Origin of the sequence: Paenarthrobacter sp. FR1, from assembly GCF_051106045.1 — a bacterium.
GTDB lineage: Bacteria > Actinomycetota > Actinomycetes > Actinomycetales > Micrococcaceae > Arthrobacter > Arthrobacter nitroguajacolicus_A.
This window is the reverse complement of record NZ_JBPFSF010000003.1, coordinates 420,016-431,972: the sequence shown is the minus strand read 5'-3', so window position 1 is coordinate 431,972 and position 11,957 is coordinate 420,016. Positions and strand designations below refer to the sequence as shown.

Below are 11,957 nucleotides of genomic sequence, written 5' to 3'. Positions count from 1 at the left end.
AGGTTCTTGAGCTGGACAAACTCAGGACCCATCTGGACCTTGGCCTTGATCCACTCAGGCTTACGTTCAACCGGTACCGCAGAATTACGCTGCTCAACGCGCAGCAACTTACGGCCTTCAGGTGCCAAGGTCACTGTAGTGCTCCTTCGGGGGTGGAAACGAGTGCTTCTTCGTGCTTGCGGAATTCTTCCACGAAGCGGTCAACGATGTCGGCCGGGTTGATGGTTCGGCCGGTTTCCAGCGACATGGTGGTGACGCTGGCGTCGGTGATTCCACAGGCGATGATCTGCGCGTAGGGAGCGAGGTCATTGCTGCAGTTGATGGCAACACCATGCATGGTGACGCCGTCCAGGACTCGAATGCCTATGGCGGCAATCTTGCGGTCCGGACCTTTGTCATCAGCCAGGATCCAGACTCCAGCGCGTCCCTTGACCGTCACTGCGTTGATGCCGTAGTCCTTGATGACGGCGATCATGGTTGCTTCAAGACGCTCCACGTAGTCGCGGATGCCTGCGCGGTTCTTGAGCTTGAGAATGGGATAGGCAATCAGCTGTCCAGGCCCGTGCCACGTTAACTTGCCACCGCGGTCCACGGGAACAACGGGCGTGCCGTCAAAGGGGCGCTCGTGGTCTTCAGTGAGCTTACCGGCCGTGTAGACGGCGGCGTGCTCAAGAAGGAGGACGGTGCTGTTGTTCTCGCCCGCAACAACTTTGTTGTGGATCTCGCGCTGCAGATCCCAGCCCTGCACGTAGTCAACGAAATCAGGGGCGAGACCCAGTTGTGAAAACTCAAGAGTCATGGGTTCAAGCTTAGACCCAGCAGGAGACTGGCCATCGTTTTGTGGTGAAGCTCTCAGTCGCATCCGGAACTGTCGGGCCTCAGCCCCCGCCGACGGACTGCCTGTGGATAACTTCTGCGGGAAATCCCGGCTTCCGGTAAACCTTGTCTATGGAAACTCTGGATACTACCGCTGCCGTGCTGCCCCTCATTCCGGGCTATGCCACGTCCCGCCAACTGGGTCGGGGCAGCAGTTCTACAGTGTGGCTCGTGACCCGGGACAAGGATGGGGCACGGTTCGCAGTCAAGTGCTTCGGGGCCCGGGAACCGGATGGTCCGGCGTTGCAACGGACAGTGCTTGATGAGGTAACGCGCGAACTTCGACTCCTCTCCGGGCTCAGGCATGAGCATCTTGTCCGTGTTCACGAACTGCTCCAGGTGGGTGGAACGCCGGGGGCATCCTATGGCCTGGTCATGGACTACGCGGCGGGCGGCAGTCTGGCCAACCTCATGTCCGGGCGGGGGAGACTCCCTGTTGGTGAAACCATCACCATATTGACGCCTATTGCCCAAGTGTTGGACTACCTGCATGGCAGCGGAACGGTGCACGGGGACGTATCACCGGCAAACATCTTGTTCACCGCCGAAGGAAAGCCCCTCTTGGCGGACCTCGGCTTTGCCGCCCGGGTGGGCGACCCGCACGGGAATGCGGACGTCGGGACGCAAGGTTTTCTGGACCCTGCAAGCATTGCCTTGGGCGAGGGGAGCGCAGCAGGGCGCGAACTCCTGCCGCAGCGCGACGTGTATTCCCTCGCGGCGGTGGGATGGTATTGCCTGACTGGGGCCGTCCCTGGGGTGGAGCGGCACCGCCCACCGCTGTCCCTGGTAGCGCCCGACGTGCCCAAAGCCCTCACCGCAGCCCTGGAAGCGGCACTGGACCCCGATCCCCAGCGGCGGCCGTCCGCCCGTGAATTCAGTACGGCGGTCTTCAGAAGTGCCGGCCCTGAGGCGTTGGACTTGTCAGGGTCTGTGCACCACTCCGTCATTCCTGAACTCTTGACACGGCGTCAAGCCGTGCGTCGAGCACGGCGCCGGACGCCGCGTTGGGTGGTGGCGTGGCGGATCGCCCTGACTCGCGGGTTTCAGCCCAAGCCCAAGCACATGCCCAGGTCCGCACCCTCACGTGACGGCCGTGGCCGACCTTTAAAGGGCCGGCCTAAAGCTGTTGGTCTCAGTCTCCGTCTGGGTCTCTCGGTCGCGGCGGCCGTGCTGGTCGGTGCTGGGTCGTGGGCAGTTTGGCAGCAGAACCAACCTCCGGCGCCGGCGTTGAACCTGGCACCACTGGAGGATCCCTTGGCCACGACCCGGAAGGCGCCGGGTGGACCGCCCTCCGTCGAACTTCCGGCGAGGCTCGCCCAAGGGCTTCATTCCGAGGACCCTGAAGTTGCGGTCTCGGCGTTGGCGGCCGTGCGTGACCTTGCCTTTGGTGAGGGACGCCTTGAGGTGTTGGCGTTGGTTAATGCGCCAGGGTCGCCGGCCGAGGCTGCTGATAAGGAGGTGGGAGACTACGTCCGCGAGTCCGGCACCGTGTTCGCAGGACTCGTCACCACGCTGTCCGGCGTGACGGTGGACGACTCCCCGCAAACAGACCATGTGCTGGTCAGTCTCAGTGCTGCCACATCCGGATATGAGGAACGCCTTACAACGGGGGCCAAGGTTCGGGCGCAGGAGCCGGTAGCTCCACAGCAACTCCGTTTGCACCTGGTCCGCTCGGAGGGGCGTTGGTGGGTCCTGGAGATTCTCGGGCCCGTCACCGCAGACTGAACGATCGTGCCGCAGGGTTGTTCAGCGGGCCTTGTCCTCAGTCAGCCAAGCCATGGCATCAGACAGCAAGGGGTGCTGCCACTGGAACCCTGCTTCCGACAATCGGGCGGGTTCCATCCTTTGATTCGCCAAAACGAGTTCGTCTGCGAGCTGGCCCAGGACCAAGCGCAGGGCTGGTCGTGGCACGCGGCAAAAAGCGGGCCGGTGGAAGGCCTTCGCGATACCCGCCACAATTGCGTTCACGTCTGCGCTTTCTGGAGCACACACATTCACCGGCCCCTCGAGGTCCGATGTCAGGAGGTAGGCAAGGGCTGCCGCTTCGTCGGCAAGGGTGATCCACGGCCAGTACTGTCGGCCGTTCCCGAACGGGCCACCCAAACCAAGCTTCAGCAGGGGGAGCAGTGGCCCGAGCGCACCGCCGGAGGTGCTGAGTACGACGCCCGTCCTGGGATTGACAACCCGCACACTCGCCGGCGCCGTCCGAGCGGCGCGTTCCCAATCCACGCACAGGGGGCCAAGGACACCCCCGCCGTGGCCGGAGTCCTCACGCAGGACACCTTCGCGTGAGGCGCCATAGTAGCCGGAAGCGGATTGGCTGATGAATGATGCGGGCGGTGTGCCGAGCCGTCGCATGGCAGCGGTGAGAGTTTGCGTTGCCTGCAAGCGGGATTCCCGAAGGACCCTGATCCTCCGTCGTGTCCATGGGCGCTCTCCTATTCCGGCGCCTGAGAGGTTGACGACAGCGTCACTGCCGTCCAGCACGCCGGCATCGAGTTCGCCCCTGGCTGGGTCCCAGCTTCGTTCCCCCGTGTTCCTCGGAGGGCGGCGCACCAGTCGGATGACGTCATGGCCTTGGGTGGCCAGTTGATTCGACAAGGCCATCCCGATCATTCCCGACGCACCGGACATCACGATTCGCATGACCCATCTCACCATGCCAAGGGCATGTGGCGGAAACGCCTGTCGGTGCGGCAAACGCTGGGCGCCTCTTGACTATGATCGAACAATGACCTCCTCCAGCTACCTCCGTTTCCCGCATGTGCACGGCGATCTGGTCACTTTCGTGGCCGAAGACGACGTCTGGATCGCGCCCCTCTCCGGCGGCCGCGCCTGGCGGGTCTCCTCGCAGCAACTGCCGGCAAGGAATCCTCGGTTCACTCCGGACGGAAAGGGGCTGGTGTGGACCGCCGTAGTCGGTACGTCTCCTGAAGTGGTGACCGCAGATGTCGACGGCGGTGGGTACAGGCAGTTGACGTACTTTGGCCACAGCACCACGAAAGTAAAGGGATTCACGGCCGCTGGAAACGTGGTGGTCACCAGCGCCTTCCAACAGGCCGAAGGTCGCCACACGTACGCGTACAGCCTGCCGCTCGACGGCGGTGCCGCCGTCGAGCTTCCGTTCGGGCCTGTGGAGTCAGTTGCTTTTGGGCCGGAAATCGGCGACGAAAAGCCCGTGGTGTTGGCGAGCGTCCTTTCCCGCGAGCCCGCTTGGTGGAAGCGCTACCGTGGAGGCACGGCCGGCAAGCTCTGGATTGATGCCGACGGCAACGGAGAGTTCGAGCGCCTCCTCCCGAAGATCGAGGGCAACCTGACCGATCCCCTCTGGGTCCAGGGACGAATCGCTTTCCTTTCGGATCACGAAGGCTATGGAAACCTCTACTCTGTGCTCCCGGATGGTTCGGGTCTGCGCCGCCACACCGACCATGAGGACTTCTATGTCCGGCATGCCAGCACGGACGGCAAACGGGTCATCTTCGAGTCTGCCGGGGAATTGTGGATGCTTCCCTCCCTCGACGCTGACGCCGAGGCAACAAAGCTCGGGATCACGCTGGGATCGGCATCACCAGCCCGCCGCCCGGCGCCGCTGAAGGTGTCCGCGCATCTGGGGGACGTGTATCCGAATGTCGCCGGAACGGCCAGCGCCGTGGAATCCCACGGCACCCTCCACTGGCTACGGCACAAGGACGGTCCGTCCCGTGTGGTGGAGGCGACGCCGGGCGTTCGCGCCCGCCTGCCCCGCCCGCTCACGGACGGCCGACTCGCCTACGTCGCAGACCATGGGGGAGTGGAAGCGCTGTACATCAAGCGCATTGCCTCGCGGGTTTCGGCATCGGTTGAGGTGGCCAAGGTTGTGGTCGATGTGCCGGTTCCCGAAGCCGAATCACTTCCGCTCCCCAAGCCGGTCTCAGTGTCGAACGTGGTGGGACAGGGGACGGCCCCTGCTGCGGCTGGCCAGTCCCCGGGAAACGACGAGGCAGCCTATGCCGAACCGTCCGCTGACACCGTGGGCGGGACGGAAGCAACCGAAGCCCCCGCGCCGGCCGATGATGCCGACCTTCGCGTGGAGTTCCCTGCACCCACCCGCGCATGTGCCTTGGAAGCCAGCCCGGATGGTCGCTGGCTGGCAGTGGGCACGTCCTTCGGTGATGTCTTTGTGGCAGATACGTCAACGGGAACACTGACCCGGCTGGTCAACGTCGGTGACGGCAGCATTGACCAACTGGCCTGGTCCAGCGACTCCCAGTGGCTGGCTTGGTCCGAACCCGTCACGGCCTTCGGCTCGCGCAGCAAACTGCGGATCAGCCGCCCGGCTGAGCGAGAAATCGCCATCATCGATGTCACCGACGGGCGTTTCTGCGATGAATCTCCACGGTTCACCCCCGACGGCAAGTTCCTCGCCTTCCTGTCCAACAGGAGCTTCGATCCCGTCTACGACGGTCATTCGTTCGACCTGTCCTTCCCGAGCCCCATCAAGCCATACATGGTGGCCCTGGCGGCGGACACCCCGTCGCCTTTTGGTCCTTCCGTTGACACCCTCGAGGATGCGCCGCTCACCCCGGCGAAGTCCGACGACGGCGACGCCCCCGCCGTGCGCGTGGATCCGGAAGGACTTGCCCACCGCGTCATCGCGGTACCGGTGCCCCAAGGAAACTACTCGGATCTTGCTGTCGGGGATGGCGCCCTGCTGTGGCTCGATACCGAACTGGCAGGCGTTACCGGTGAAGGAAAAGGCACGCTCCAGGATAAGAAGACCGCCCCGTCACTGGTGCGTTATGACCTGGCGAAGCGCAAGCAAACCACACTGGTGGCCGCAGCGGACAGTTACCGTTTGTCCGGCGACCTCAGCCGCATTGTCTATGTCCTCGACAAGCAGATCACGTCCGTGCCGGCTGACAGCAAGGTGGACGAGGACTCCGGCGATCTGGTGAAGGTGGACCTCAACCGTGTCCGCGTGATCCTGAACCCGGTCTCTGCGTGGGGCCAGGCCTTTGACGAGGCCTGGCGGCTGCAGCGCGACTTCTTCTGGACCGCCGACATGGCTGGTCAGGATTGGGAGTCGGTGCATAAGCGCTACCGTCCGATCGTGGAGCGCCTTGGTTCCCACGATGACCTCGTTGACCTGCTATGGGAAATCCACGGCGAGCTGGGAACATCGCATGCCTATGTGAAGCCTGCCGCCGTCACCGAGCCTGGCCGCAACGGCCAGGGCCGGCTTGGCGCTGAACTGCAGCTCGGCGGCAAGGGCTGGGAAATCACCCGGATCCTGGCCGGGGAGTCCTCAGACCCGCTCGCTACCTCTCCGCTGACGCGTCCTGGTGCGGACGCAAAGGTGGGCGACGTCCTTTTGGCGATTGACGGCGTCGAGCTTTCCGCAGCCCTGACGCCAGCGATGCAACTGGTGGGTGCGGCGGGCCGAACAGTGGAGCTTACGCTGCTCAACGGCGAAGGCCATGGCGACGCGGCCGGTGCCCAGCGGCGTGTAGCTGTGGTTCCCGTCCGTGACGAGGAAAGGCTGCGGTACCAGGATTGGGTCCGCGGTAACCGGCGTACTGTTCGCGAGGCTTCCAACGGCAAGTTCGGTTATTTGCACGTTCCGGACATGATGGCCAACGGCTGGGCGCAGCTCCACCGCGATCTGGACACCGAGACAGCGCTGGACGGTTTGATTGTGGACGTGCGCCGCAACCGCGGAGGACACACCTCCCAACTTGTTGCCGAGCTGATCGGGCGCAAAGTCACCGGCTGGAGCATGCCACGTGGTGAAAAGCCGCGGACGTACCCTGACCACGCGCCCCGTGGACCCGTGATTATCCTGACCGACGAGTTTGCCGGTTCCGATGGAGACATCATCACCCAGGTGTCGAAGCTGAGGGGCATTGGGCCTGTGATCGGAACCCGGACCTGGGGTGGCGTCGTGGGAATCGACAACCGCTTCGCCCTGGCCGACGGTACGGGCGTCACGCAGCCCCGATACGCCACCTGGTTCAGCGGCGGGATCGGGTGGGACGTGGAGAACCGGGGTGTCGAGCCCGACATCGAAGTCCTCTTCCCGCCACATGCCTACGCTGCCGGAACGGATCCCCAGCTTGAGTACGGCATCGGCGCACTCAAGGAAATGATCCAGGAACTGCCTACTGACCGGCCTCCCCTCCGCGAGGGCTACCGGAAAGTGCGGCCGGCGCCGTTGCCCTCGCGGCCACAGAAGACCCAGTAAAGGGCCAGGACGCCGAAGAGCCCCGTTGCTTCCCGTGGAGGGGAGGCAACGGGGCTCTCTTGCGTACAGCAGCTGAACCTGAGGGTTACGACGCCGCCAGCGTTGCGTCCAGGGTGATCTCGATGCTGGCCAGCGCGCCCGAAACGGGGCAGCCAGTCTTTGCGTCCTCCGAGATGCGGCGGAAGTCTTCTTCGGACAGGCCGGGAACCTTGGCGGTCATGGTGAGGTGGCTGCCGGTGATGCCGGTGCCCGGGACGAACGTGACGTCAGCCTTGGTATTGACTTCCTCGGCAGTGAAGCCTTCGCCGGCCAGGGCGTGGCTGAAGGCCATGGAGAAGCAGGCAGAGTGTGCAGCAGCGATCAGCTCTTCGGGGCTGGTCTTACCACCGGACTGCTCGGTACGGGCCTTCCACGTAACGTCGAACGTGCCCAGGCCGGAGCTGTCCAGCGTGGTGTTGCCGGCGCCTTCAATGAGGTTGCCGTTCCAAACCGTGTGTGCGGTGCGTGTTGCTGCCATGTCCACTCCTTAGGGTCGTTGTGAGTCGGCACCCAGCCGTAGGCAGGTGCCACCGGAACCCATCCTAGGGACTTGGCTTACGGACTGCACGGCCATTCCGCTGTCAGTGGATTGTGACCCCTAAACTGGCCACATGGATACCGAAGAACACGCTGACGGCGTGCAACGCCGAGGCCCACGAATCGCGTCGATCATGGTAAATGCCGTGGATGCAGCCCGTCTCTCCGCCTTCTGGTCGGAACTGCTGGACATGCCCGTTGCAGCGGAGCACGAAGGCTTTATCTGGCTGCGTTCGGCCGAACCGGGTCTTCCTCAACTGGCGTTTCAGCAGGTCAACCTACCTACGGAAGGGCGGCGCCGTCTCCACTTGGACCTTCACGACGCCGATGCCGCGGCGCTGAGGCGTAAGGCCGAGTCGCTCGGGGCTACCTTTGTTGAGGGGCACGACATCGAGGATTTCCACTGGGACGTCATGCATGATCCTGAGGGAAACGAGTTCTGCATAGCCCAGGAGTAGCAGCGTATTTAACGGCGGAGGCCGTCCCACCGAGCTGTGCGCACGATGGGACGGCCTCTTGCATCATGTTGCCGCCGGGATGCAGGCGTGGGAGCTAGTTCCAGAGAGTGGCGATTGCGATGTTCACCAAGGCAAGCCCGCCCACACCGTGAGCCAATCCGGTGGACACGGCTTCACCGTTCTTGACCTTGCGCGAGCCGATGACCGCCAGCACGGCCACGGCCACGGCAATGGCGAACTTCACGCCGAGCTTGAAGTAGTTGGGATCGGCGTCCGGCAGGAAGGGGATCACACCCATCATGGCGATGCCGGTCAGGAGCTGAAGGAACGCACCATCGCGCTGGCGCGGGTGGACCGTTGGCTCCTTGAGGGTGGCGATCCAGTAGCCCACAATCATGGCTGCGCCGACGATGTGCAAGAACACCAAAATGTTGAAGAGAATACTCATGGCCCAAGCTTATCCAGTTGCTTCTACGTCACGTAGCAAAGCCACGCGGAGTGGGCAAAACGAAGGGGCAGGTTCCCGGGTTTCCCCGGCAACCTGCCCCTTCTGATCCTGCAGGCAATGCCTACAGGTGCAATGACTTAGAGACCGAGGTCTGCTTCGAAAGCACCTTCTTCAAGGCGGGCCTTGAGCGTCTGCAGGAACCGGCCGGCGTCCGCGCCGTCCACCAAGCGGTGGTCGTACGTCAGCGACAAGTACATCATGGAGCGGATGGCGATGGAGTCATCGCCGTTTTCGTCCGCAACCACTACGGCGCGCTTGACGATCGCACCGGTGCCGAGGATGCCTACCTGCGGCTGGTTGATGATCGGAGTGTCGAACAGTGCGCCGACAGAGCCGATGTTCGTGATGCTGAAGGTGCCACCGGACAATTCGTCCGGGCCGATCTTGCCATCACGGGTACGGCCTGCGACGTCTGCGATCTTGCCGGCCAGGCCAGCAAGGTTCAGGTTCCCGGCATCAGAGATGACGGGTACCAGGAGGCCCTTGTCGGTGTCGACAGCGATCGCGAGGTGCTCGGCGTTGTGGTAGGTGATTTCCTGCTTGGACTCGTCGTAGGCAGCGTTCAGCTTGGGGTGCTGCTTCAGGGCCTCGGCCACAGCCTTGGCGATGAACGGCAGGAAGGTGAGCTTGACGCCGTTCTGGGCCTGGAACGAGTTCTTGGCCTTCAGGCGGAGCTTGGCGATCTTGGTCATGTCGACCTCGTGCACCTGGGTCAGCTGGGTTGAGACCTCGAGGGACTCGCGCATGCGGCGGGCGATGACCTGGCGGATGCGCGGGGCCTTCTCAGTGGTGCCACGCAGTGAAGAGGCGACTACCGGAGCGGCAGCCTTGGCGGCGGGAGCTGCCGCCGGAGCCGATGCTGCGGGAGCTGCTGCGGCCTGCTTGGCTTCGGCGGCTGCGAGGACATCCTGCTTGCGGATGCGTCCACCAACGCCCGTGCCGGAAACAGCGGCGATGTCCACGCCGTGCTGGTTTGCAAGCTTGCGGACCAGGGGAGTGACATAGCCGGATTCCGAAGCAGGTGCCTCGGCAGCAGGAGGAGCGGAAGGCGCGGGAGCCGCCGGTGCCGGTGCAGCCGGGGCAGGAGCAGCAGCCGGGGCAGGCGCAGCGGCGGGGGCTGCGGGAGCCTCGGCGGCAGGTGCGGGAGCGGCCGGTGCCGGTGCGGCGGCCGGTGCAGCTGCTCCGGAACCGATGACGGCCAGGACGGAACCTACCTCAGCCGTTTCGTCTTCGTTGACACGGATTTCCTGGAGGGTACCGGCAACGGGGGACGGGATCTCGGTGTCCACCTTGTCAGTGGAAACTTCGAGGAGCGGCTCGTCGATCTCGACGGTGTCGCCAACAGCCTTGAGCCAGCGGGTGACGGTTCCTTCGGTGACACTCTCGCCCAAGGCGGGGAGGGTTACTTCGTGGCCTTCGCCACCGGATGCAGCCGGAGCCTCGGCAGCCGGTGCTTCTTCAGCTGCCGGGGCCGCGGGAGCTTCTTCGGTGGGAGCAACCTGCTCTGCGGGTGCCGCGGGTGCCGCGGGTGCCTCTTCTGCCGGTGCAGCCTCAGCAGCCGGAGCGGCGGAGCCGGAGCCATCGCCGATCCGGACCAAGGGGGCGCCGACTTCAGCCGTCTCGTCTTCAGCGACGAGGATTTCTTCGATGACGCCTGAGATCGGAGAAGGGATTTCGGTGTCTACTTTGTCGGTTGAAACCTCGAGCAACGGCTCGTCGATCTCCACCCGGTCACCAACCTGCTTGAGCCAGCGGGTGACGGTTCCTTCGGTGACACTCTCACCGAGGGCGGGCAAGTTAACGGATTCAGACATGTCGTCCCCGTTCTCCTTATTGATCTTTGTGCGGATGAATTCTGCTGGTCCGGGCCGGGTGCATCCGGCAGATTCCGCCGCATGCACCCGACCCGTTTGTCTTGGGTAAAGACTTAGCCGTGGAGCGGCTTGCCCGCGAGGGCGAGGTGGGCTTCGCCCAAAGCTTCGTTCTGGGTGGGGTGGGCGTGGACCAGCTGGGCCACGTCCTCCGGGTAGGCTTCCCAGTTCACGATCAGCTGGGCTTCGCCCACCTGCTCGCCGATACGGGAGCCGATCATGTGGATGCCCACCACGGGGCCATCCTTCTGGCGTACGAGCTTGACGATGCCACCGGTACCAAGGATGGAACTCTTGCCGTTGCCGGCAAGGTTGTATTCCTGGGTCTGGACCTGATCGTCGCCGAACTTCTCCTTGGCGGCCTTTTCGGTGTAGCCAACCGTGGCGATTTCGGGCTCGCAGTAAGTGACCTTGGGGATGTTGATGTCTTCGACGATGGCCGGGTTCAGGCCGGCGATTTCCTCGGCGACAAAAATGCCCTGCTGGTAGCCACGGTGTGCCAACTGGACGCCGGGGACGATGTCGCCCACTGCGTAGATGTTGCCGACACCGGTGTGGAGGCGCTCGTTGGTGATGACGAAGCCACGGTCGATGGTGATGCCGGCTTCTTCGTAGCCCAGGTTGGCGGTCACGGGACCGCGACCGACGGCTACGAGCAGGAGGTCGGCTTCGAACGTCTGGCCGTCAACCAAGGTGACCTTGACGCCGTCGTCGTTCTGTTCCACGCCCTGGAAGAAGATGCCGGTGGTGAACTTGATGCCGCGCTTCTTGAAGGCGCGCTCAAGGTTCTTGACGATCGAGGCGTCCTCGTTGGGGACCAGGGAGGGGAGGCCTTCGATGATGGTGACGTCCACGCCGAAGGACTTCCACACGGAAGCGAATTCAACGCCGATGACGCCGCCGCCCAGGACGATCGCGCTCTTGGGGATGTAGTCCATGGTGAGGGCCTGGTCCGAGGTGATGACCTTGCCGCCGATTTCCAGCCCGGGGAGTGAACGGGAGTAGGAACCCGTAGCCAGGACGATGTTCTTGCCCGTGTAGGCGGTACCGTTCACGACGACGGTGTTGTTGCCCTGGAGCTTGCCTTCACCTTCGATGACGGTGATGCCCTTGGACTTGATGAGTCCTTGGAGGCCCTTGAACTTGCCGGCGATGATGCCGTCCTTGTAGGCGTTCACGGCCGACATGTCGATGCTGTCGAGCGTGACGTTCACGCCATACTTGGCGGAATCGCGTGCATGGTCGGCCAGTTCAGCCGAGTGCAGGAGTGCCTTGGTGGGGATACAGCCGTTGTGCAGGCAGGTTCCGCCGAGCTTTGCCTTTTCCACAAGGCCAACGGTGAACCCAAGCTGTACGGCCCGCAGGGCAGTGGCGTAGCCGCCGCTGCCGCCACCGAGTACCAGGATGTCGAATTCTTGCGCAGTTGCCTGATCGGCCACTAAAACGCT

Annotated in this window: 9 protein-coding genes and 1 pseudogene; 3 read left to right on the top strand and 7 right to left on the bottom strand. The window is 63.8% G+C overall.

The genetic code is table 11. From position 1 onward, the window contains the following. Window positions 1-134 (bottom strand): annotated as a pseudogene (locus ACR30Z_RS08870) (lipoyl synthase); the annotation flags it as partial. Then, window positions 131-799: a lipoyl(octanoyl) transferase LipB gene (gene lipB / locus ACR30Z_RS08865; protein ID WP_144652463.1), complete on the bottom strand. Its 669-nt coding sequence runs from the start codon at window positions 797-799 to the stop codon at window positions 131-133. The gene lipB and the pseudogene ACR30Z_RS08870, both read right to left, overlap by 4 nt. A 149-nt stretch (window positions 800-948) precedes the next feature. Here lipB and ACR30Z_RS08860 point away from each other — a divergent pair, with 149 nt between their 5' ends. Next, window positions 949-2,601: a serine/threonine protein kinase gene (locus ACR30Z_RS08860; RefSeq protein WP_434372150.1), complete on the top strand. Its 1,653-nt coding sequence runs from the start codon at window positions 949-951 to the stop codon at window positions 2,599-2,601. 21 nt (window positions 2,602-2,622) lie between these two features. Here the strand turns inward: ACR30Z_RS08860 and ACR30Z_RS08855 are convergent, their stop codons facing one another. Further along, a complete protein-coding gene (locus tag ACR30Z_RS08855; protein WP_434372148.1) occupies window positions 2,623-3,522 on the bottom strand; it encodes a TIGR01777 family oxidoreductase in 900 nt (299 codons plus the stop codon). Window positions 3,523-3,607: 85 nt separating this feature from the next. On the opposite strand from ACR30Z_RS08855, the gene ACR30Z_RS08850 reads away from it, so the two are divergent. Further along, window positions 3,608-7,096 (top strand): S41 family peptidase, encoded by a 3,489-nt coding sequence (locus tag ACR30Z_RS08850; RefSeq protein ID WP_434372146.1) that lies wholly within the window; start codon window positions 3,608-3,610, stop codon window positions 7,094-7,096. Between the two features lie 85 nt (window positions 7,097-7,181). Here ACR30Z_RS08850 and ACR30Z_RS08845 read toward each other — a convergent pair whose 3' ends face one another. Continuing rightward, window positions 7,182-7,613 (bottom strand): OsmC family protein, encoded by a 432-nt coding sequence (locus ACR30Z_RS08845; RefSeq protein ID WP_144652459.1) that lies wholly within the window; start codon window positions 7,611-7,613, stop codon window positions 7,182-7,184. 133 nt (window positions 7,614-7,746) lie between these two features. On the opposite strand from ACR30Z_RS08845, the gene ACR30Z_RS08840 reads away from it, so the two are divergent. Next, complete coding sequence (locus ACR30Z_RS08840) at window positions 7,747-8,130, top strand: VOC family protein (RefSeq protein ID WP_144652458.1); 384 nt, start codon at window positions 7,747-7,749, stop codon at window positions 8,128-8,130. Between the two features lie 94 nt (window positions 8,131-8,224). Here ACR30Z_RS08840 and ACR30Z_RS08835 read toward each other — a convergent pair whose 3' ends face one another. The 3 genes from ACR30Z_RS08835 to lpdA form a co-directional block, all read right to left on the bottom strand. Further along, complete coding sequence (locus ACR30Z_RS08835) at window positions 8,225-8,578, bottom strand: hypothetical protein (protein ID WP_144652457.1); 354 nt, start codon at window positions 8,576-8,578, stop codon at window positions 8,225-8,227. A 137-nt stretch (window positions 8,579-8,715) separates the two neighbouring features. After that, a complete protein-coding gene (gene sucB / locus ACR30Z_RS08830; protein WP_434372143.1) occupies window positions 8,716-10,452 on the bottom strand; it encodes a 2-oxoglutarate dehydrogenase, E2 component, dihydrolipoamide succinyltransferase in 1,737 nt (578 codons plus the stop codon). A 113-nt stretch (window positions 10,453-10,565) separates the two neighbouring features. Further along, window positions 10,566-11,948 carry a dihydrolipoyl dehydrogenase gene (gene lpdA, locus ACR30Z_RS08825; protein ID WP_144652455.1) on the bottom strand — a complete coding sequence of 461 codons (1,383 nt, stop codon included), beginning with the start codon at window positions 11,946-11,948 and terminating at the stop codon, window positions 10,566-10,568. Between the last annotated feature and the right edge of the window lie 9 nt (window positions 11,949-11,957).

Excerpts from the sequence above, each read along its gene's own strand:
- lipB (WP_144652463.1), bottom strand. The coding sequence starts at position 799 with ATGACTCTTGAGTTTTCACAACTGGGTCTCGCCCCTGATTTCGTTGAC.
- ACR30Z_RS08860 (WP_434372150.1), top strand. The coding sequence starts at position 949 with ATGGAAACTCTGGATACTACCGCTGCCGTGCTGCCCCTCATTCCGGGC.
- ACR30Z_RS08855 (WP_434372148.1), bottom strand. The coding sequence starts at position 3,522 with ATGCGAATCGTGATGTCCGGTGCGTCGGGAATGATCGGGATGGCCTTG.
- ACR30Z_RS08850 (WP_434372146.1), top strand. The coding sequence starts at position 3,608 with ATGACCTCCTCCAGCTACCTCCGTTTCCCGCATGTGCACGGCGATCTG.
- ACR30Z_RS08845 (WP_144652459.1), bottom strand. The coding sequence starts at position 7,613 with ATGGCAGCAACACGCACCGCACACACGGTTTGGAACGGCAACCTCATT.
- ACR30Z_RS08840 (WP_144652458.1), top strand. The coding sequence starts at position 7,747 with ATGGATACCGAAGAACACGCTGACGGCGTGCAACGCCGAGGCCCACGA.
- ACR30Z_RS08835 (WP_144652457.1), bottom strand. The coding sequence starts at position 8,578 with ATGAGTATTCTCTTCAACATTTTGGTGTTCTTGCACATCGTCGGCGCA.
- sucB (WP_434372143.1), bottom strand. The coding sequence starts at position 10,452 with ATGTCTGAATCCGTTAACTTGCCCGCCCTCGGTGAGAGTGTCACCGAA.